This window comes from Streptococcus sp. Marseille-Q5619, from assembly GCF_946901205.1.
Lineage (GTDB): Bacteria > Bacillota > Bacilli > Lactobacillales > Streptococcaceae > Streptococcus.
The window spans coordinates 714,196-735,073 of sequence record NZ_CAMPPO010000002.1 but is presented as its reverse complement, the minus strand read 5'-3'; the positions used below and the strand labels follow the sequence as shown (position 1 = coordinate 735,073).

Below are 20,878 nucleotides of genomic sequence, written 5' to 3'. Positions count from 1 at the left end.
CTCCTATTTAAAGAAATTGACATTGTGGAGATGAGGGATTTTTCGAATTTCTTCGATAGCCTCATCACAGTTGCGACTATCAACTTCGATAATCATAATGGCTTTTTCACCAGCTTTTTCACGAGTAACATTCATCTGGGCGATATTGATACCATAGCGGGAAAGGGCCTCTGTTACGAGGGCAATCATACCTGGAATATCTTGATGAACAATGATGATAGTCGGTGTATTCATATTGAGAGAGACGGCAAAGCCATTGAGTTCGGTTACCTGAATATTCCCGCCACCGATTGAAATACCAGTTACGCTGATGGTCTTGTGAGCATTTTTGACGGTAATTTTAGTGGTGTTTGGATGAGGAGCATTACTGTCTTTCTGAATAGTCCAGACAATCTTAATACCGCGCTTGTGGGCAATCTCCAGACTATTTGGGATTTCAGGATCATCTGTATCCATGCCCAAAATACCTGCAACAAGGGCTAGGTCTGTCCCGTGGCCACGATAGGTCTTGGCAAATGAGTTAAATAGTTGGAATTCGACTTCTGTCGGAGTATCATCAAAAATGGAAGAGACAATCTTCCCAATACGAACAGCGCCAGCGGTATGGCTACTAGATGGGCCAATCATAACTGGTCCGATGATATCAAAGACAGATTGAAAACGAAGTGATTTCATCAGTTTCCCCTTATAAAAATTCTTATCTCTATTATATCAAAGAATGAGGGTCTTGACTTTAATTGCGGATGAAAACCTTTCTAATACCTCAAATAGCATAAAAATAGTATCTTTTATGACAAAAAACACATTATTTAGGGAAATAAAAAATAATTTTGTAATATTTCTACATAAAAGTGTCAAGAAACGGTAATATTTAAAGGGTATGATAGAACTATAGAAAGAAGGAGAATTTTCAAATATGAAATCAACAACTAAAAAGATTAAAACAACTCTTGCAGGAGTAGCTGCCTTGTTTGCAGTATTTGCTCCATCATTTGTATCTGCTCAAGAATCATCAACTTACACAGTTAAAGAAGGTGATACACTTTCAGAAATCGCTGAAACTCACAACACAACAGTTGAAAAATTGGCAGAAAACAACCACATCGACAACATTCATTTGATTTATGTTGGTCAAGAGTTGGTTATCGACGGTCCAGCAGCTCCAGTAGCACCAGCTTCAACGACTTATGCAGCACCAGCTGCTCAAGATGAAACTGTTTCAGCTCCAGTAGCAGAAACTACAGAAGTAGTGGAAGAAACTCCAGTAGCAAGCGAAGCAGTAGCAGAAGAAACAGTTGCTTCAACTGTAAGCGGATCTGAAGCAGAAGCCAAAGAATGGATCGCTCAAAAAGAATCAGGCGGTAGCTACACAGCTACAAACGGACGTTATATCGGACGTTACCAATTGACAGATTCATACTTGAACGGTGACTACTCAGCTGAAAACCAAGAACGTGTAGCAGATGCCTACGTTGCAGGACGTTACGGTTCATGGACAGCCGCTAAAAACTTCTGGCTTAACAATGGCTGGTATTAAGAAATAGGGAAGGAGCTTTGAATGGCTCTTTTTTTTATTACTTGACAGGTTATATATGTTGATTTATAATATAGGTAAAGCAGGAGTTGTGTAAGCGTTAACAAATGCAGTGCCCTTAACTTTGTATTCAGCAAAGAATTATGATGTAGCTAGAAAAGAAAGAATTCTAGTTTGATACAATACTACCAGTCTTATTTAAAGTTGTTATGGAACTATTTTCAAAATAGATAGGCCTCTGTTTTAGGCGGAAAAGTTAATCAGGAGGTTAAGTGATGAACTACAATTTAAAATATCTTTTATCAGGAATATTTGTCCTAGTCTTTATAGGTTTCCTAGTCTGGATGCGTTATTTTAATCAGAGGAAGGAAGAAGAGCATTCGGATGTGTCTTTTGAAGCGAGGTTAGATAGTGAGGTCAAGGACTTATATAAACAACTAGGATTGGGTGAGGAGCCTCATTATTTCTTAGCCTATCGCTACCTACATCCTTGGTTTGATTTGGCGATTTTACCACCAACAGTTGAAATTTTCTTAACTAAAATAGCGTTGGTGATGGTAACTCCAGATGAACTACTGATAAGAAATATTGGGAATGGGATGACTTTCACAAGTGAGCATCATCGTGATTTGCGACAAGGCCTTATCCGCATTCCAAAATCAGAGATGAAAGAATTTGAGATTCGTAACTGGAAAAAATTTTTTGTATTTGGCGATTTTTTGACAATTAAAACAAGCCAACATAGCTATTATTTGCAGGTTAGAGATGATGGACTTCAAAAAGGAAGTCTTTCTACCAAACATTTCTCAGACTTGAAACGACAAGATTTTCTAGGATTATTGACAGATAAAAGGACATTCTGATAGACAATTGCCCTAGCGGCTTATTGTAAACTTTACAGATAAGCTGTAAATACTAGAATCCATTCAGAAAGGCAATTCCTATGAAAAATAAAATTTTAATCATTATTTATATTTTAGCCTCGCTAATCATCAATTTTCTAATCTTTTCACTTTTGCATATTGATTTTAAGTGGTGGACAACTCTGGCTATCAGTGCAGGATTTATTTACACCTACTTAAAATTTAGTAAAAAATAAAAAGAGGTTGCACTGATTAAAGAAAATTAGAATATATTAGAGGTAAACAGATAGTAGTAGGGGGATTAAGATTTCTATTGATGAGCCTGAATTTTCTTATAACGTTATCCAACAAACTGACCTATGAAACTTCAAAAATTTAAAAACCACAGGGTATTCCTTTCAACTTGATTGTATTCAAGATTGGAATTACAGTGTGGTTTTATTTAGAAGTTAGTTTTTTCTAAGCCCTTTTCTCTTTCCTTCCGTTGATAATAGGTCTCTACTTCTTTTTTGAGATGAGACAGCATAGAAGTTTCCTCGGTCAGCTCCAGAAGTGAGAAACCTTTTTGGATAAGTCTAGCGTCATCCCTACAAATCCCGATACGGGCATAGCAGATAGCAAGCCTATCGTAGTGCTTCTTTTTCTTGGCATCCTCTAGTAAAGTATAGCAGATTTGTTGACACATGTTTTTGTCTTGATGGTATAAGTAAATGGTGGACAGATTGAGTAGGATTGCCATTCGTAAGTCATATAAATGTTGGTAGTTTTTATAGACTTCTAGGCGTTGCAATATTTTTCCAGTGATGAGATGGAGGTGTTCGATGGGAAAGCTGAAAAGGATGGTATTGAGGATTTTTAGGTCGCTTTCATACCATGTATCTTGTTTTTCAATTTTTTCCCAAAGATTTTTGATAGTCTGTTTCACTTGATCTGACAGTTCCCCAGTCCCATGTTGACGGAGATAAATAACAACTTCCAGCATATCCCTGATTTCTTCTATAGGTAGGTCGTGGAGGGTCTTGAGATAGTTTTGGCATTTTTGAAATAGTTTTTCGAGTTCACTAGTCCCTAGAATTGAGCTCATATTGAGATAGGTTTGCATGATTTCTGTTCGTTGGCTTGGTTGATAGAGATGGCAGATATAGTCAAACTCTTCAAAACTCATATTGATTTGCCGGAGAAGAAACTCCATATTTTCATATTTGGGAGTTACCTTGCCGCTTTCAATCTTTGATAGGCTGGTTCTTGAGATGACATTTCCACAGACCTCTTCTTGGGTCAATCCTTTTGACTCGCGTATTTCTTTATAGACCTTTCCGAAATCATAACGCATAATTTTCTCCTTTTCGTGAAAAAAGTTAACAAATAATAAAATCCTATTAAAAATATTGTATCATAATAACAGGAATAGTAAAAAAGAAAACTAAAATAATGTGTGAAAAAAGTTAACTAATTTTAAAATAGAATAAAGAAGAGGTATACTATAGATACAAAATACAGATAGGAGGGAAAAAGTATGAATAAAAAAGTTTTTCGCTTTTTAGTTCTTCTTGCTTTCTTATTCAGCATTGCTACGGTTTTCCCATGGAACTGGCCGATATAATGCGCTAGTTGTAAAAATGAAAGGAAGGTGAGTCCAATGGACTACGATACTTGTTGATAAATTACTATAGCTGTTTTTACGGAACAGCTCTCAATAATAGGAGAAATAAATCATGAGAAAATTAGTTAAAATTGGTGTTGCATCTTTAATGGTATGTGGTATACTTGCTACTACAAATGCTTTAGCAGTATGGGTTGATGGTGGTCAATGGAACTATGGAGTAGGTTGGACAGGAACTTTTGGATATTCTGATTATTTACATTCTACTCGATCTCATACAGCAACTGTTAAGCATGGAGGTAGAATCTCTAAGGATCGTGAAGATCCCGAGGTTTGGGCTAAAGCTGCCCTTAATCAAATTCCACCAACAGGAATGGAATATTTCTATGGATTTTAAGTGAAATTCTCCCTCTTCTATTAGGAGAGGGAGAACTTTAGTGGAGGTACTTTTATGAAAAAAATCAGTCATCTTTGTATGTTTCTGCTGTTGCTGTGTACCACTTTTTTTGTTTTTAATGTAAACTACACACGTGAAGCGGTTCGGATTCGGGAAATGGGAAAGACTGTAGATTCTTTGGATTTGTATTTGAAAGATATTAACGAACCTGCAGCGTCTGTTCTTCGATTTTTTGAGGATGTATCAAAGGAGTACAAAGTCTCCATCATCAAAACAGACAGTGGTGATGAGGTAATCAAGTCTGGTGTTTTTGATAAAGATACCTTCCCCTACCAAGAGTTTGGGATTTCTTCTCTTGATTTTACCACAGATGGTGAAGGAGTCTACAGTAATAAAGAAATTTCTAATAAACTTGATACGATACCGACCTTTCTAAAAGCCAAGCCTATTCAGCTTATAACTTTTCAAACCTATATCAAGGATACATCTCGTAGTTTAAATGGTCGCTATACGATAACTTCTACACAAGAGATGGATAAGGATAGGATTGTACAGAAATGGAGCGATTTTTTCAAGATAGACCAGGCTACCTTGCTAGAGCCTACCTATAAAAGTGCAGTGGAAGTCATAAATCGAGATTTGCTTTTATCTGCCATTGTTTTTGTCTTGGCTATTTTACTTCTTGTGTTAGTAACAGTTTATCAGCCGATGATGGAGATGAAACGAGTGGGGGTTCAAAAGTTACTTGGTTTTCAAAGCGGGGCGATTTTAGCTGGTTTTGTAAAGACTAATTTTTATCTTCTCTTGGGTGGAAGTCTTGTCATTGACTTGGGACTATTTTTAGTGCTGGACTACAGGCCAAAACTTCTGTTCCCAAGTTTACTCTTATCCCAATTTCTGCTTTTACAGTTATATTTGTTCATCAGTTGGCTGACCTACCTGATGATTCAGAAAATGACAGTCAGTTCCATGTTGAAAGGTTTTTCATCTGTCAAACTTGGTCTCATCTTCAATTATGTGATGAAAATAGGGACAACTATTTTACTGACGGCCTTACTGATTGGGGTGGGCAGAAGTCTAGAACAAGAAAACAAAGAACTTGCTTATCAGCAACAGTGGGTAAGCCAAGGAAATTACCTGACCTTGGAAACCTTCAAACTCAATGATAATCTGTGGCAAGAAGAGCTAGCAGGGTCAGGGAAATCTACAGATTATTTCTACCAATTTTATCAAGACTTGCTAGCAAAAATACAAGTAAACTATGTGCGAAGTGCGAGTCTTTCTATCAAACCAGTCATCAAAGCTGAACAAGTGCAGAACTACCAACTGCCTGATAAGGTAGATGTTTACTATGCTAATAGCAATTTTCTAAAGAGCAAGGGATTCAAGTTACCAGATACCGGCACTAAAAAAGTTATTTTGATGCCAGCCAGTGACAAAGGACAAGAAGGCAAGAATCAATTCTTGGGAAAATCCATCGCCTATCTTTCTCTGAGGTATGAAGATCAGCAAAAGCAAACAATAGAAGATATGGATGTAGAAATTGCCTACTATGAAGGAGATTGGTCTTTCTTCCCTTATAATAATGAGCGAAAGGAAAATCTCCACAATCCAATCATTAGTCTAGTAAATGATCAAGACATGATGTGGGAAGAAAAGACTCGCTTGTCAACGACAGGTTTAAACAACCCGATGAAAGTTGAAAATACAGAACAAAATCAAAAAGTGATTACGGAGTTAGTTGAGAAATTATCAGATGGGAATTATTTAAAATTTTCATCGATTCAAGCCATTCAACAAGAGAAAGTGGATTCTTATCGAGATGCAGTTCGAAATCTTAATATACTCTTTGCTTTGTTTGGTCTCCTTAGCATGATGATTTCCTACTTTTTACTCGTTACTACTTTCTTGTTGAAGCGCAGGGATATCATTACCAAGAAGTTTATGGGGTGGAAACTGGTCGATCGCTATCGTCCTCTCCTCGTTCTGCTCTTGCTGGGCTATAGTCTGCCTCTTCTAGTCTTGATTTTCTTTGCCCATGCGCTCTTGCCACTCCTGCTGTTTGCAGGCTTTACATGTTTGGATATACTATTTGTGCTAGGCTTGGCTTCTAGGATGGAGAAAAGAAGTCTAGTAGAGTTATTGAAAGGGGGCATCTTATGATTGAGTTGAAAAATATTACCAAAACCATTGGGGGAAAAGTGATTTTGGATAACTTATCTCTCAGGATTGATCAGGGGGATTTGGTAGCCATTGTTGGCAAGAGTGGTAGTGGTAAGTCGACCTTGTTAAATTTATTAGGTTTGATAGATGGTGATTATAGCGGACGGTATGAGATTTTTGACCAGACAAATCTAGCGGTTAATTCTGCCAAGTCACAAACAATAATCCGTGAACATATCTCTTATCTATTTCAAAATTTTGCCCTGATTGATGATGAAACGGTCGAGTACAATCTTATGCTGGCACTGAAATATGTGAAATTGTCTAAGAAAGACAAGCTCAAAAAGGTGGAAGAAATTTTAGAGAGAGTAGGTTTGTCAGCTACGTTGTATCAAAAGGTTTCCGAGTTGTCTGGTGGGGAACAACAACGAATTGCAGTTGCTAGAGCCATCTTAAAACCCAGCCAGCTGATTTTAGCCGATGAACCAACAGGTTCTCTGGATCCTGAAAATAGAGATTTGGTCTTGAAGTTTCTCTTAGAGATGAATCGCGAGGGGAAAACAGTCATTATTGTGACCCACGATGCTTATGTAGCCCAACAATGTCATCGTATCATTGAATTGGGCGAGGGGAAATGAGTTAGTTCTGCTTATTTTGACTGAGTGAATACTAAATTGTCAAATTAAGTTAGATTTTTCATGTAACTCAGAAAAACTTGGTAGGGTGATTGATAATTCGATGATTTCCTAGGAATTCTATTTATTGAGTATAGGTCATTTATGTTAGTTTCTTTCAGACAAATGTGGTGTTTATCTGAGCCTAACATAGATGGCTTTTTCTGTCTAGTTTAATTTTACAAATTGGGTCTCTCAATCTCAAAAGTGCATAGAATACTCATTACCATTACTTGAAAATTTGATAATCTTAAAGTAATTATAAGGAGGAATTACTATGTCAGCAATTACAGATAAATGGATAAAACTATTTAATAATGTCAATAATTCTCAGGAGTTAGATACATTTTTAAAGAATGTTTCAGGGAAAGGGCTCAATGAATGGGAACAACTATATAATGACTATGATGAAAGTAAAGATTTATTTATTGAAGAAGCGCTAGAACAAGGTGAATGGATGTTATATACTCCACAGCAAAGGCTTAAGACTAGAATCAATTGGTTAGATTTATATAAACCATTGTGTTATAAATATGTCCAAAAAATTTATAGTATTGTTGAAACTAAGAATTATATTTCTGATAAACAGACTTTTATAGAAGGTATTGAAACATATTTTTTTGAGATTTGTATGAATATTAGTTATCGTACAGTTGTTTTAGAAATTAATGATTTACGCAGAAATTCAAAACTTCTGGGGGAGAGTAGTGAGGATAGATATAAATACTATATAGACACTTTATTACGAGATAAAGAATATATTGTTGATTTTTATAAAAGATATCCAATGTTATATGAGGTATTAGATCAAAAATTAAAAAATATAAGTTTTTATATTCAAGAAATTTTAAATAATTTAGAAGACGACATTCAAGATATTCAGAATTATTTTAAAGTATCGAATTTACAATTATCCAAAATTAATTTTAATGCAGGTGATACTCATTCTAAAGGCAAGACAGTTTGTATATTAAATTTCAAAGATAAGGATATTGTGTATAAACCTCGTAATATGATATTGGATGTTAATTTAAAATTATTTGCAGAAGAATTTGAAAAGACATTTGGAATCTCGAATACATTATTTATCCCTAAGACTTTAACTAAGAAAGGATATAGCTATGTAGAAATGATTGAAATTCAAGAATGTTCTACTTTAGAAGATGTAAAAATATATTTCGAAAATATGGGGAAAATTCTAGCATTTTTACATTTGTTTGGTGCCAAAGATTATCATGGAGAAAATGTATTAGCATCTGGGAGATTTCCTTATTTGATTGATAATGAAACAATTCTTCATTTTAGTGAAAATGAGACAATTAATACATCTATACATAAAATGTATGACTTTGTAGCTAACTCAGTATATAGTACAGGTATTTTGCCAATGACGCTATATTCAATTAATAATAACAAAGGAATGGAAATAGGTGCATTAAATTCTGGTGCAAGAAGAGAATCTCCCTATTTAACACATCAGCTGTCTAATGTTGGCACTGATGAAATCAGAATTGAAAAAGTTTTTAAAGAGGTTGGAAGCTTTCCCAGTACTGTTAGATACGAGGGTGAGAATGTCTCTTGTTCTAATTATTTACCTCAAGTTCAACAGGGATTTGAAGAGATTTATAGAATTTTTGTTGATAATAAGTCAGTTATCTCAAAAATGATTAAGAAATATTTTAATAATTGTGAAACGAGATACATTTATAGAAATACCAATATATATGTACAGTTACTAGAGACTAGTCATCACCCAGAACTCTTAAAAAATCGTTATGATTTTGAAATGTATTTTCTTAGATTATGTGAATATGGTGATATTTCCAATGAATTTGATAGTAAAATGATTCATGATGAGATTAATCAATTGAAAAATGATGATGTCCCAATTTTTTATTCCGATTCATCTAATAATAATATTTCAAATGGAGTTAAGGAATATATTTTATCACTTGAGAGCGAAAGTATTGTAGAGAAAATTTTAAATAGAATAAAAATAGCATCTACTTCAAACTTAGTTCGTCAGAAGAGAATTATTAATATGTCTTTTATGGGGACCGAATTATTTGTAAAAAATATTGAACCTTCTAAAAGAAAAGATCTTGGAAGAGAATTATTTGTAAAAAGACTATTATCTAGTAGGTTTGAACATAATGGCGAAATTAGCTGGTTAGCAATGCTAGCTATGGATAAAAATTATGATATATCACCTATGAAGTATGATTTATATTCAGGTACAGCAGGCATTTTACTTGGAATCAATAGTTTAAAAATCAAGGAGTTAGAAGAACTTTTTCCTGGAGTAATGAAATACACTGTTAACTACATAAAGGATTTTAGTTCTGATATTACATATCAAAATGTTGGAGCTTTTACCGGAATTTATGGCTATCTATATGCATTGTGTGTATTAAAGGAGAGTAATAAAGATATTCCTTTGGAGATTGAAACATGTATCTTTGAAACCATTTTTAGAACTAAAGATATAGTTTCAAATTTAGATAATTTAGATATTATCGGTGGGATTTCTGGTATTTTAGGTGTTTTATTGAAAGTCAATAGTACATTTAAAGGAAATTTAGATATATTAAATTTGACAGATAAGTTGATGAAACTAATTGTTCAACGTCTGCTTAAAATATATGCCGAAGAAGGGGTATGGATTTCAGAAGATCCAGGGTATGCTCACGGGAATTATGGTGTAATTGTTCAGCTATATAAATATAGTTTAAGTTTAAGTACAGATTCAAATATTAGAAAAATGATTATTCAGTGTGTACAAGACTATTTAAGGAAAGAGAGAGAGGAACTAAATCCCAATAAAGTTCTAAAAGTAAGAAAAAATGCTAAATACTACTCCTGGTGTAATGGTATTGTTGGTATTGTAAAAGCTAAGCATTATTTGTTAATTAATGGGTTATCAGATAAGTTGTTATCGGAAGAAGTGGAGTATTACAGCAGAGATATACTAATTAATGGATTAAATTTGGATAATTCAATTTGTCATGGGAATGTGGGTAATTTGGTGATTTTGGATTCAATTTTACCTGTTCAAACTAATCAATTTGAAAATGAGATACATCAGGAAAGCAATCAATATTTATTAGAAAAAATGACCTATGAAACTGATGATTGGGGTGTTTTGACAGGTGAAATGGGAATATTGATGGCTAATTATAAGGCGGGTAGAAAATGTCTTAATGAATTGCTATTATTAAATTAAGGAGGAATGTAATGAAGAGAAGAGTACCATTTATAGAACAGCATCAAAAAACAGAGTGCGGTTTATGTTGTGTAGCAATGGTATCAAGTTATTTTGATCATGAGATTTCTGTCAAAGATTTACGTAATATTCAGGAAACAGGAAGGGATGGAACAAATTTTGGAAACTTAATTGATATATTAGAAAATATTGGATTTTCTATTAAGTCGTTTCGTTATCCCAAAGAACAAATTGAAAATTTCTCTAAAATTTTGACTCCAGCAATTGCCTTATGGCAAAGTAAACATTTTGTAGTAATTGAGAAGGTAAACGAAAAATTTGTATGGGTTGTCGATCCAGAACTTGGTAGAATTAGATATAGTTTGGAAGAATTTTCAGAAGGTTTTTCAGAGTATCTAATCAGTATAGTAGATAGTTCACAAGTATCTAGGAGAAAGAGTAAAGAAAACTTTCAAGTAGTTTATAAACAGTTGTTAAAAACTTGGCCATATTTTATTCCATTGCTTTTTTTAACACTAGGTAGTTATGGAGTAAATTTTATTTTTCCTCTATGGATGCAACAAATTTTAAACGAAGTCTCAAAGGGAGTTTTTATTAAACAATTCGATTTATTACTTAGATTCTTAGTTTTTGTCTCCATATATTTTATTATCATGTTGTGCCAGAGATATTTTGCAATTATATTGACAAGTGCTATTGATGAGCGACTAAACAATAATGTGATAAGTAATCTCTTTAAGTTACCTTATAAATTTTTTTCTACTAGAAGTAGCGGAGATTTAATCTACTCAATAAATGGTTTGTCTAGAATCAGACAGTTATTTACAAATCAGTTTATACTTGGGATTTTAGATATAGGGTTTGCTATTTGCATTTTAATCTATTTTGCTAGATTTAATTATATTATATCCTTATTAGCTGTTCTATTGTTTTTTTTGAATCTTTTTATATTATTCTTGACCAGACAGAGTTTAGAACAAAGAAATAAGTCATTTATAATTTCTCAAAATGACTTACAGAATAAACAGATTGAAATGGTTTATTCTATGATGGGAATTAAAATGGAAGGTTTTGAAGACCAGACATATAAGCAGTGGAAGAGTTTATTTGATAAAAATATATATAGATATAAATGTAGTGAAATTTTTTCAGGATTTGTGAATTCGTTATTTACTATTATCACATTTATTTCACCTTTTATATTGCTGTTTGTTGCTTTACAATCAAATAGTAGTGTTGGTATAGGAAGTGTATTTGCACTTTATTCTTTAAGTACTCTTTTATTCAGTAAAACTAATAATATTTTTGAAACAGTAGTATCATTTTACAATAGTAAAACGTTTTTAGCTAGGATAGTTGAAATTTTAGAAGAAGACATGGAGGAAAATGGAGAATTAAAATTTGATTTAAAAGGCGATATTGAATTAAGAAATGTATCATTTTCATATACAAAAGATAGTAAAAAGGTTTTAGAAAATATTTCTTTAGAAATAAAACAAGGAGAGCAGGTTGCAATTGTCGGATCATCTGGTTCTGGGAAAAGCACTCTATCTAAGTTATTAATTGGTCTATATCCAGCAAGTTCAGGAGAAATATTGTTTGATAATATAGATTATGATAAATTTGAGAAAAAATACTTACGTCAACAAATTGGAATTGTACCTCAAGATATGACACTCTTTAATAAAACTATTCTTGAAAATATTATAGGTGATAATATTATTTCACAAGAAGAAGTAGAGGAAATTTGTAAATTAGTAAATATTCACGATGAAATCCAAAATATGCCTATGGGATATCATACGCTAGTTTCGGAGATGGGATTGAATTTGTCTGGTGGGCAACGTCAAAGAATTATTTTGGCTAGAGCATTAGTCAAGAAACCTCGAATTATGCTCTTAGATGAAGCGACAAGCTATTTAGATAATGTAAACGAAAAACAAATAATGAGAAAATTTAAAGAGCAGAATATTACTATAATCTTGATTGCACATCGTTTATCTACAATTATTGACTCTGATCAGATTTTTGTTATGGACAATGGAAAAATTTCTGAGAGAGGGACGCATAGAGAGCTATTAAATAATAGAGATGGTTTATACAGTCAACTTTATCAAATGAATTATTAATTTTAATAAAAAATTTCAAGTTTAAGTTATTTTGCATTAAATGAGTTGATTATGCTTATCATTTGTATCACACTTCCAAGAAAAGTAAGAATAAACTTATGTCTCAGAAGTATGGGGTTTAGTTTTATAGTATCACTCACTAAAAATATTGGAAAATGTAAAAATTGAAAAGAATTCTACTTCGTCAAGGTGTAATGACCTCAAAAGTTGAACTATTAATTTATGCTAAGGATTGAATCCTGTATTGCACAGGACTCAGTCCTTTTAATTGTGGTTTCAAGCCAGTTTTTCTCTGTGAGAAAAATTAGTCAAATAATATAGCATGACCTGAACGAAGTTCAGCGAGCGTTTTTAGACGCCGCTGGAGAGAAACGGCTTATAGCCAGTGTACAAGCCACCCGTTTTCACGGGTGGTTATGACTAGTCGAATTGCCACCGATCAACACTTTACTCAAAATGGTTTCTATTGTTTCTTGATTGAGAGCTTGAAACAAGGTAAGTTTTAATTTTCTAATACGAACTTTAAGAACAGATTATTTCTATTTTTCTGAAAAAAACGACAAGATTATGGAATTTCCAAAGAAATACTCCGTTGTGACATCAATATAGCCTCCAACTTTATTTTCTACTAGCAGTATGCTGAAGGTGTGAGAATTATGATAGATACATTGTCATAGAGCTAAATTGATTGTTCCAATTTAATTGTTCAAGCTAGCTTGACATAGATAGAAAAAGATATTTCACACGGAGTCTATTGCTATATTAGAATATCTAGCTAATCAATCTGTATTACCATTTTTAATTTTTAAATCGTTCAATATTATTGCACGATTTACTCATTACTAAAGCTATTTAGCGATGTATACTTAGTAGTGTAAAGATGATTATCTTAAAAAAAGAAAGGAGAGTTGTTTATGACTAAACATATTCATAAATGTGAAGAAATTGATAGTCTTGATTTTGAAGTAAACGAGCAAGAGCTTTCAGGCAAATCAGGTTCAGGTTGGTTTACGGCAGTTCAATTAAGTCTAGCAGGTCGTTGCGGTCGATGGTTTACAGGATCATTTGAATGCACTAGTAACAACGTAAGTTGTGGTAAATAAAAATGGGGGAAAAATGATGGAAGAAAAGAAAATGTCATCAGAGATTGATAATTTGGATTTTGAAGTAAACGAGCAAGAGCTTTCAGGTAAATCAGGTTCAGGTTGGTTTACGGCAGTTCAATTAAGTCTAGCAGGTCGTTGTGGTCGATGGTTTACTGGTTCATTTGAATGTACTAGTAACAACGTAAGTTGTGGTAAATAAAAATAGGAGAAAATGATGGAAGAAAAGAAAATGTCATCAGAGATTGATAATTTGGATTTTGAGGTAAACGAGCAGGAGCTTTCAGGCAAATCAGGTTCAGGCTGGTTCACGGCAGTTCAATTAAGTCTAGCAGGTCGTTGTGGTCGATGGTTTACTGGTTCATTTGAATGTACTAGTAATCATGTAAAATGCGGTTAACTAAGGATTAGAAAATTTTATTCTGATAAATAGTATTTGTTAAATTTATTATAAACAAGGAAAGTTTTGCGAGGGACAATATGGAAAACAAGCAATATAATTCAGAAATTGACACTTTAGACTTTGAAATTAGCGCTCAAGAATTGGAAGGAACTTCTGGTGCAGGAGGCTGGTATTCAGCATTTAAAATGACTCTAGCTGGTCGCTGCGGTCGATGTTTCACATGTTCTTATGAATGTACAAGTAATAATGTTAATTGTTAATTTAGGAAGTATATATGTTTCTTGAGATGTGAAAATTTTCCTTGTTATAGTTGACAGATATAGAGTTAAATGATAAATTATAGGAGAAACAAAATGGAAGAAAATTATGTAGAAGTTGATAGCTTGCGTCATGAAATTGACAATCAAGAATTAGCAGGTAATTCTGCAGCTGGACTCAGAACAGCAATTCGAATGACTAGTCAAGGTCGCTGTGGGTGGGCTTTCACGCTTTCTTATGAATGTACGTCACCAAATGTCCGCTGTAGATAGAATGAACAAGATTGGAGAGTAAGATGGAAGGAATTATTGGAACACTTGAGTTTTATGCTCCCGTATTGATTCTAGGAGCATCTATTATTGGTATCGTCTACGTTATGAAAAAACGAAAAGAACGAAAATGATGTATATTTAAAAAGCCATACTAGTTTATGGCTTTTTTACTTGTCTTTAGAGAGATTATGCACGAATTACTCATGATATTAAAGCTCAGATTGATTATAATAGTCTTGTAAAATAGAAATGGAGGAATATTTATGTCACAATTAGTTGTAAAAAATTTAAATAAAGAGTTTGGGGAGGGAGATAGCCTAGTTCATGCTTTATCGGATGTTAATCTCTCTGTAAAGACAGGAGAATTTCTTGCTATTATGGGAGCAAGCGGCAGTGGAAAAACAACTTTGTTAAACTGTATTTCAACAATCGATAAGCCGACGTCAGGTGATATTTCCTTTGAGGGATTTGATATCATCAATGCAACAGATAATCAATTGGCAAACTATCGCTCACAAAATATTTCCTATATCTTTCAATCTTATAATTTAGTTGAAACTTTAACAGTTTATGAGAATATTGTCTTACCATTACAAATTCAAGGGAAAAAAGTTGCTGATTGTCATTTAAAAATAGAAAATATCCTAGAAAAATTATCAATTGGTCAATTACGAAATAAATTTCCCAATCAATTATCAGGAGGACAAAGACAGCGTGTTGCCACCGCACGTGCTCTAATTGATGAATCTAAACTGCTTATTGCAGATGAACCAACAGGTGCTTTAGATTCGGCTAACTCAGAAAATTTAATGGCTCTTCTGCAAGAGATTAATCAAGTTTTTGGCATTACCATTTTAATGGTGACACATGATCCGGCAGCAGCTAAGTATTCATCACGAATTATTCTATTAAAGGATGGACAAGTTACAGCAGATATGTACCGCCATTCTTTATCAAATGAAGAATACTTACAAAAAATTTATAAACATACACGATAAGGAGAAGTAGGATGTATCCAAAATTAATTCTCAGAAATGTTCAAAGAAATTTACAGACCTACACAGTTTATTTTCTTAGTTTAACGTTAATTTATAGTCTACTCTATGCATTTAATGCTTTGCCAAGTCATCCTGTTATGCAAAGTTTATCAGGTGCTAAGGAGATGATGACAACCATTATGACACAATATATGGGACTATTATCTTATGTTGTATTGAGTACAATTGCTTTTTTAGTTGTTTACTCCACTGGTTTCGTATTAGGTCGAAGAAAACAAGAGCTAGGTCTATACGCAACATTGGGGATGAAAAAACGTCATATTGTAGGAACGCTTTTCTGTGAGACAATGGTTGTTAATCTGTTTGCTTTGCTTGCAGGATTTATCTTAGGGTTAGGAGTATTGATTGTTCTAGCACATATTGCATCTAATTTTTTTATGGGGAATTATTTTGGTAATATGTTTTTTCTAGACATGAAATCAGTTAATTTATTAGGAATATCATATTTAGCAACAAGTGTAATCATTGGTGTGATGGACATAGTTACCTTTAGAAAGCAAGCTATTATTTCTCTTATTCAAGAAAATGGTGTTAAAAGTTCTATTTTTTCGAAAGGAGAAACAAAATGGCAATTGCTACTATTTATCTTGTCGGCACTAGTTATTTGCTTTGGATGTGTCTATTTATCAGACTATACACATATTTCAATTCTTAGAAATTGGGGAATGTTACTTATAACACTGTTTGTACTAGTTATATTTATTTTTTACAGTACATTAAGTCATTCTTTGATCCGCTTAACTTATTCATTGCCAAATTGGTATTTCAAGAAATATAATTCATTTAAACTCAGACAACTATCTAAGCAAGCAGATCGTAATTCGGTGACCATATCGGTATTATCGCTTTCCTTGGCATTAGCAACTAGCTTATTGATTTTTAGTGGTAGTGCCTACAGTTCATTGAGTAATGATTTAAATAAATTTATTCCTTATGATATTGATGTGCAGATGTTTAAGGGAGAAAAATACCATCATAACAATATAGATGTAAAGAATAAGTTAAAAGAAGATGGTTTTGACTTTTCGATTATTGATAAAGAGTTTGAGTATCCAACTTATATAAGTGAATTGACTTATAAAGATATTATTGATACAAGCAATTTATGGGATTTAGATAAAGAATTAGGAGGCTCGTTCGTTAATATTGTTTCGCTTACTGATTATAATTCTTTATTAAGACTTCAAGGGAAAAAAGAAGTCAGTTTGTCAGACAATGAATTTTTAATAAATGCAAACTATAAAGGCACTAGGAAGCAGATTAGGGAATTTCTCTCTAAAACTAACGAATTGACTGTTTCCGATGTAAAGTTAAGGTCAAGTTCTAAAAGTCCTTTGGAAAATGTTTATTTTGTTACTACAGTAGAAAATAATGATCGAGGGACATTGATAGTCCCTGATAAAGTAGCGAAAAAATTGACTATTAACAGTTTACATTATGTAGCCTTATATAAAAAAGGGATTGATAAACGAAATGTTGAATCATTTTTAGAGAACTGGATTGAAAATTATTATTTTACGGATCAAGAAGGAAATCAAGCTGATTTTGTATATCAAACAAAAGTTCGATCAGCAGAACTATATCTAGGAGTTATGGGAGTCATTGTATTAGTTCTAATTTTTGTTGGAGTTATTTTTACAGTTATCACATTGAGTATTCTGTCGTTGCAGGCTTCCACAAATGCATTAGAAAGTGTTAATGATTACAATATACTTTATTTATTAGGAAATCAAAGAATGCAAAATAAAAAAATTATTTTTCAACAGATTCTCGCCTATTTTCTAATACCGTTGCTAATAGCTATTCCATTGAGTTGTTCACTTAGTAATAGCTTATTAGGCTACTTTGAAAATTTTGCAAATACAACAGTTGTAATTGATGTAAAATATTTATTGTTTATGATTGGTTTATTTACAATTTATATCTATTTTACCTATAAAATTTGTGTGAGGGCCAGTAATCAGATCTAATGAGTGAAAACCAGAATGGGATATTAGCTATCCTTATTCTGGTTTTGTGATATAATGATAACAAAAAATCATAGTAGGAAATTTTAAATATGAAGACGTGGTTAAAGAATATTTCTGATAACTCATTATTGTTATGGTGGAGCACTTTAATAAATCATTTTATATTAATGGTTTATATATACCTTAAAATTCCATTTGACTTTTCATCAACTTTTACTCAAAAATTTGCAGTTGTTTTTATTATTTTGTTGATTATTTCTACTTATATTTGTAATTTCTTAAAGTTTAAATATAGTGAATTAAAGTTGTGGCTATTACTATCTCTATTTTTAATTAGTTGGCAATTGGCTCTGAGTTTGAATGTTGAACACACATTATTCCATTTTTTAGATCTGCTTCATCCCATTAATTCTTTTCTATTAGTTTATAGTTCAGTATCTATTATTCTGTTAGGTAAAAAAATAGGTGAGGAACTATTTTTTGTAACTTTTATTGTTACGATTATTACAGAGATATCTTATTTTTTTAGTGAGCCTCTCTTTTTATTCTTATCTATATTTACATCATTTTTCATTTCTTGCTTACCTATTGTTCTGTTAATGATGTATAAAAAAGAGTTGAAATCTTTTTTAAATTACCAGAGGAAAAATTTAACCTTCCTTTCATTTTTTCTACCCGTTACTTATGTCATTTTATATATTAACACGGCTGATATTGGTATTTTAAATTTTTTATGGTATGTAGAAATTTTTTTGGTACTTGTTTCGTTCCACTTGAAAACAATTTATATGAGTTTTCAAAAAAAGATAGATGAGTTGAAACTATTATATATTGAGGCAAGTTTAAAAGTACTACTGGGGGTAAGTATCCTTTTAATTGCTACATTTATTATTGCAAGACTAGATTTAAAACAAAGTTTTATTTGTTTTAATTTACTTGTGCTGATTGTTGGATTTCTAACGGAAGAATTTATTAGATTATTTAGAGGTAAGCGGCTAACGGGTGCAAAAGATTATTTAGAAGTTTTATTTTTGAAAAGAAATAAGATGGTGAAGAATTTGTTAGCTAATGAAGATATAGAGCAACAATTCGCAGAATTTCTTCATAACGAAGTATTACAAAGTGTGATGGCTATTAAAAATTTTAATAAATATGGAGAAGATGAGAAGTTTAGAACTCAGATTGGATATGTCTCAGATGAACTAGTTCAACGTATCCGAGAGAGAATGGATTATTATCAACCAATGAGTAGTGGCAATGAGGAGTTAACTAAAAAATATACATCATTAATTGATAGAATATTGAGGAGATATGAGACTATGAAAGAAGTTGAAACAGATTTTCAGTCTGATTTTTTTCTAATGGAACCGTATGATAAGATTCTTTATCGCTTTATTGAAGAATTAGTGACTAATGCTGTTAAATATTCATCAGGACATACTATTTGGTTATCTCTCTCTGTATCTGACGATATTATTTATTTATCTTGTAAAAATAATTATGATATTTCTAGTAACCATCTTGGTTATGGGTTAAAGAATTTAGAAAATCGTGTTAGTGTTTTAGGTGGAACAATAGAAATTCAGACAATGGATGCTATGTTTCAAGTAGAAATTCAATTACCAATAGATAAGGAGCTATGCTATGAAAATTTTATTAATTGATGATCACAAGTTGTTTAGTCAGAGCATAAAAATGATTTTAGAGTTATCAGAAACAATTGAATATGTTGATTTAGTTGAAAATTTTCAATCAGTAGATGATATTGATTATAGTCCATACGATATCATTTTGATAGATATTAATTTGACTAGTATTTATGAAACAGATGGATTAGCCTTGGCAGAAGAAATGATAAAAAAAGAACGAGGTATTAAAATCGTTATTTTAACAGGGTATAGCAAAAAAATTTATGAGTATCGAGCTCAGAAGATGGGAGCCTATGCTTTTATTGATAAAAGTATCGATCCAGATAAGCTTCTTACTCAATTAAAAGGTATATATAGTGGAAAAAAGTATTTTTCGGTAGAAGAAATCGTGGATATCTTGTCTGAACGAGAGATAGAAGTGTTAGAATCGATTAGAAATGGTTTAACAATTGATGAGGTTTGTGAAACCTTATTTTTAAGTAAGCGGACTGTTTCGAATCATTTGGCAAATGTATTTTCAAAGCTAGGTGTTAATAATAGGCAGGAGGCAATCCATAAAGCAGAACTTTTAGGATATTTCTCTCCAGAGTAAGATTATCTTTTATGCCAAATTGGCATAAAACTATGAATTATGAATCAAGTAAACCATTAAGTTATGCACGATTTAAGCGCCTTGTTGGTGTTCAACGCACTACTTTTGAAGAGATGTTAGCTGTGTTAAAAACAGCTTATCAACTTAAACACGCAAAAGGTGGACGAACCCCTAAGTTAAGCCTAGAAGACCTCCTCATGGCTACTCTTCAATACATGCGAGAATACCGAACTTATGAACAAATTGCGGCTGATTTTGGCATTCACGAAAGCAACTTAATCCGTCGGAGTCAATGGGTTGAAGTGACTCTTCTTCAAAGTGGTTTTACGATTTTAAAAACTCATCTTAGTGCTGAGGATACGGTGATTGTGGATGCAACAGAGGTAAAAATCAATCGTCCTAAAAAAATCAACTAACCAATTATTCTGGTAAAAAGAAATGTCATGCTATGAAGGCTCAGGCGATTGTCACAAGCCAAGGGAGAATTGTTTCTTTGGATATTGCAGTGGACTATTGCCACGATATGAAGTTGTTCAAAATGAGCCGCAGAAATATCGGACAAGCTGGTAAAATCTTGGCTGACAGTGGTTGTCAAGAGCTCATGAAGATGTATTCACAAGCGCAAACTCCGAGGAAATCAAGCAAACTTAAGCCACTAACTCTTGAAGATAAATCCTATAATCATGTGCTATCTAAAGAGAGAATCAAGGTTGAGAATGTTTTTGCCAAAGTAGAAACGTTTAAAATGTTTTCAACAACCTATCGAAATCGACGTAAACGCTTTGGATTACGAATAAATTTAATTGCTGAAATTATCAACCGTGAACTAGGATTCTAGTTTCGCAGGAAGTCTAATAGCATAAATACGCCTAGAAATGACATTTTTATGTAGTATTTCTAGGTTTTTTGTTTCAAATTGAAAATTTTTCCAATTTAGGCTTGACAAAGGATGAAGATAAGTGTATTATTTATACAAATAAAAGGAAT

Annotated in this window: 19 protein-coding genes; 17 read left to right on the top strand and 2 right to left on the bottom strand. The window is 32.6% G+C overall.

What is annotated here, in order from left to right; all coding sequences use genetic code 11:
• Window positions 1-3 precede the first annotated feature (3 nt).
• The gene (sdaAB, locus tag OC530_RS04620) at window positions 4-675 is read right to left on the bottom strand and encodes an L-serine ammonia-lyase, iron-sulfur-dependent subunit beta (RefSeq protein WP_000838912.1); all 672 of its coding nucleotides are present in this window, start codon (window positions 673-675) and stop codon (window positions 4-6) included.
• A gap of 241 nt (window positions 676-916) precedes the next feature.
• Between sdaAB and OC530_RS04615 the strand changes: the two genes are divergently transcribed.
• The gene (locus OC530_RS04615) at window positions 917-1,537 is read left to right on the top strand and encodes a LysM domain-containing protein (RefSeq protein WP_000843460.1); all 621 of its coding nucleotides are present in this window, start codon (window positions 917-919) and stop codon (window positions 1,535-1,537) included.
• 272 nt (window positions 1,538-1,809) lie between these two features.
• On the top strand, window positions 1,810-2,397 hold the full coding sequence (locus tag OC530_RS04610) for a hypothetical protein (RefSeq protein WP_001108794.1): 588 nt from the start codon (window positions 1,810-1,812) through the stop codon (window positions 2,395-2,397).
• 442 nt (window positions 2,398-2,839) lie between these two features.
• Here the strand turns inward: OC530_RS04610 and OC530_RS04605 are convergent, their stop codons facing one another.
• Window positions 2,840-3,730 (bottom strand): helix-turn-helix transcriptional regulator, encoded by an 891-nt coding sequence (locus OC530_RS04605; RefSeq protein WP_262079973.1) that lies wholly within the window; start codon window positions 3,728-3,730, stop codon window positions 2,840-2,842.
• Between the two features lie 382 nt (window positions 3,731-4,112).
• Here OC530_RS04605 and OC530_RS04600 point away from each other — a divergent pair, with 382 nt between their 5' ends.
• From OC530_RS04600 to OC530_RS04530, 15 genes are all read left to right on the top strand, one after another.
• The gene (locus OC530_RS04600) at window positions 4,113-4,397 is read left to right on the top strand and encodes a lactococcin 972 family bacteriocin (protein WP_050242664.1); all 285 of its coding nucleotides are present in this window, start codon (window positions 4,113-4,115) and stop codon (window positions 4,395-4,397) included.
• Window positions 4,398-4,451: 54 nt separating this feature from the next.
• Window positions 4,452-6,560 (top strand): amino acid ABC transporter permease, encoded by a 2,109-nt coding sequence (locus OC530_RS04595; protein ID WP_050242663.1) that lies wholly within the window; start codon window positions 4,452-4,454, stop codon window positions 6,558-6,560.
• The gene (locus tag OC530_RS04590) at window positions 6,557-7,198 is read left to right on the top strand and encodes an ABC transporter ATP-binding protein (protein WP_173249815.1); all 642 of its coding nucleotides are present in this window, start codon (window positions 6,557-6,559) and stop codon (window positions 7,196-7,198) included. The genes OC530_RS04595 and OC530_RS04590 overlap by 4 nt, the downstream gene beginning before the upstream one ends.
• Window positions 7,199-7,511: 313 nt before the next feature.
• Entirely contained in the window at window positions 7,512-10,457 is a 2,946-nt protein-coding gene (lanM, locus tag OC530_RS04585) for a type 2 lanthipeptide synthetase LanM (protein WP_262079965.1), read from the top strand.
• Window positions 10,458-10,468: 11 nt separating this feature from the next.
• Window positions 10,469-12,586, top strand: coding sequence for a peptidase domain-containing ABC transporter (locus tag OC530_RS04580; protein ID WP_078156163.1), 2,118 nt, complete (start codon window positions 10,469-10,471; stop codon window positions 12,584-12,586).
• A gap of 914 nt (window positions 12,587-13,500) precedes the next feature.
• The gene (slmA, locus tag OC530_RS04575; protein WP_057487957.1) at window positions 13,501-13,689 is read left to right on the top strand and encodes a salivaricin M family lantibiotic; all 189 of its coding nucleotides are present in this window, start codon (window positions 13,501-13,503) and stop codon (window positions 13,687-13,689) included.
• 31 nt (window positions 13,690-13,720) lie between these two features.
• The gene (gene slmA / locus OC530_RS04570) at window positions 13,721-13,891 is read left to right on the top strand and encodes a salivaricin M family lantibiotic (protein ID WP_240148715.1); all 171 of its coding nucleotides are present in this window, start codon (window positions 13,721-13,723) and stop codon (window positions 13,889-13,891) included.
• Window positions 13,892-13,906: 15 nt separating this feature from the next.
• Window positions 13,907-14,089, top strand: a complete 183-nt coding sequence (gene slmA, locus OC530_RS04565) for a salivaricin M family lantibiotic (RefSeq protein ID WP_057487959.1) — start codon at window positions 13,907-13,909, stop codon at window positions 14,087-14,089.
• An 80-nt stretch (window positions 14,090-14,169) separates the two neighbouring features.
• Window positions 14,170-14,352: a salivaricin M family lantibiotic gene (gene slmA, locus OC530_RS04560; RefSeq protein WP_078156164.1), complete on the top strand. Its 183-nt coding sequence runs from the start codon at window positions 14,170-14,172 to the stop codon at window positions 14,350-14,352.
• A gap of 93 nt (window positions 14,353-14,445) precedes the next feature.
• Window positions 14,446-14,622, top strand: coding sequence for a salivaricin M family lantibiotic (slmA, locus tag OC530_RS04555; protein ID WP_057487960.1), 177 nt, complete (start codon window positions 14,446-14,448; stop codon window positions 14,620-14,622).
• A gap of 263 nt (window positions 14,623-14,885) precedes the next feature.
• The gene (locus OC530_RS04550) at window positions 14,886-15,620 is read left to right on the top strand and encodes an ABC transporter ATP-binding protein (RefSeq protein WP_023945195.1); all 735 of its coding nucleotides are present in this window, start codon (window positions 14,886-14,888) and stop codon (window positions 15,618-15,620) included.
• An 11-nt stretch (window positions 15,621-15,631) separates the two neighbouring features.
• Window positions 15,632-17,650, top strand: a complete 2,019-nt coding sequence (locus tag OC530_RS04545; RefSeq protein ID WP_023945194.1) for an FtsX-like permease family protein — start codon at window positions 15,632-15,634, stop codon at window positions 17,648-17,650.
• 89 nt (window positions 17,651-17,739) lie between these two features.
• Window positions 17,740-19,314 carry an ATP-binding protein gene (locus tag OC530_RS04540; RefSeq protein WP_023945192.1) on the top strand — a complete coding sequence of 525 codons (1,575 nt, stop codon included), beginning with the start codon at window positions 17,740-17,742 and terminating at the stop codon, window positions 19,312-19,314.
• Window positions 19,295-19,891, top strand: coding sequence for a response regulator transcription factor (locus OC530_RS04535; RefSeq protein WP_023945190.1), 597 nt, complete (start codon window positions 19,295-19,297; stop codon window positions 19,889-19,891). Before OC530_RS04540 ends, OC530_RS04535 begins: the two co-directional genes overlap by 20 nt.
• Window positions 19,892-19,923: 32 nt before the next feature.
• Window positions 19,924-20,729 (top strand): IS5 family transposase gene (locus tag OC530_RS04530; protein ID WP_100104433.1). Its coding sequence is split into 2 segments (ribosomal slippage): window positions 19,924-20,298 and window positions 20,301-20,729, totalling 804 coding nucleotides; the frame shifts between segments, so codons are not numbered across the junction.
• Window positions 20,730-20,878: the final 149 nt, after the last annotated feature.

Excerpts from the sequence above, each read along its gene's own strand:
- sdaAB (WP_000838912.1), bottom strand. The coding sequence starts at position 675 with ATGAAATCACTTCGTTTTCAATCTGTCTTTGATATCATCGGACCAGTT.
- OC530_RS04615 (WP_000843460.1), top strand. The coding sequence starts at position 917 with ATGAAATCAACAACTAAAAAGATTAAAACAACTCTTGCAGGAGTAGCT.
- OC530_RS04610 (WP_001108794.1), top strand. The coding sequence starts at position 1,810 with ATGAACTACAATTTAAAATATCTTTTATCAGGAATATTTGTCCTAGTC.
- OC530_RS04605 (WP_262079973.1), bottom strand. The coding sequence starts at position 3,730 with ATGCGTTATGATTTCGGAAAGGTCTATAAAGAAATACGCGAGTCAAAA.
- OC530_RS04600 (WP_050242664.1), top strand. The coding sequence starts at position 4,113 with ATGAGAAAATTAGTTAAAATTGGTGTTGCATCTTTAATGGTATGTGGT.
- OC530_RS04595 (WP_050242663.1), top strand. The coding sequence starts at position 4,452 with ATGAAAAAAATCAGTCATCTTTGTATGTTTCTGCTGTTGCTGTGTACC.
- OC530_RS04590 (WP_173249815.1), top strand. The coding sequence starts at position 6,557 with ATGATTGAGTTGAAAAATATTACCAAAACCATTGGGGGAAAAGTGATT.
- lanM (WP_262079965.1), top strand. The coding sequence starts at position 7,512 with ATGTCAGCAATTACAGATAAATGGATAAAACTATTTAATAATGTCAAT.
- OC530_RS04580 (WP_078156163.1), top strand. The coding sequence starts at position 10,469 with ATGAAGAGAAGAGTACCATTTATAGAACAGCATCAAAAAACAGAGTGC.
- slmA (WP_057487957.1), top strand. The coding sequence starts at position 13,501 with ATGACTAAACATATTCATAAATGTGAAGAAATTGATAGTCTTGATTTT.
- slmA (WP_240148715.1), top strand. The coding sequence starts at position 13,721 with ATGTCATCAGAGATTGATAATTTGGATTTTGAAGTAAACGAGCAAGAG.
- slmA (WP_057487959.1), top strand. The coding sequence starts at position 13,907 with ATGGAAGAAAAGAAAATGTCATCAGAGATTGATAATTTGGATTTTGAG.
- slmA (WP_078156164.1), top strand. The coding sequence starts at position 14,170 with ATGGAAAACAAGCAATATAATTCAGAAATTGACACTTTAGACTTTGAA.
- slmA (WP_057487960.1), top strand. The coding sequence starts at position 14,446 with ATGGAAGAAAATTATGTAGAAGTTGATAGCTTGCGTCATGAAATTGAC.
- OC530_RS04550 (WP_023945195.1), top strand. The coding sequence starts at position 14,886 with ATGTCACAATTAGTTGTAAAAAATTTAAATAAAGAGTTTGGGGAGGGA.
- OC530_RS04545 (WP_023945194.1), top strand. The coding sequence starts at position 15,632 with ATGTATCCAAAATTAATTCTCAGAAATGTTCAAAGAAATTTACAGACC.
- OC530_RS04540 (WP_023945192.1), top strand. The coding sequence starts at position 17,740 with ATGAAGACGTGGTTAAAGAATATTTCTGATAACTCATTATTGTTATGG.
- OC530_RS04535 (WP_023945190.1), top strand. The coding sequence starts at position 19,295 with ATGAAAATTTTATTAATTGATGATCACAAGTTGTTTAGTCAGAGCATA.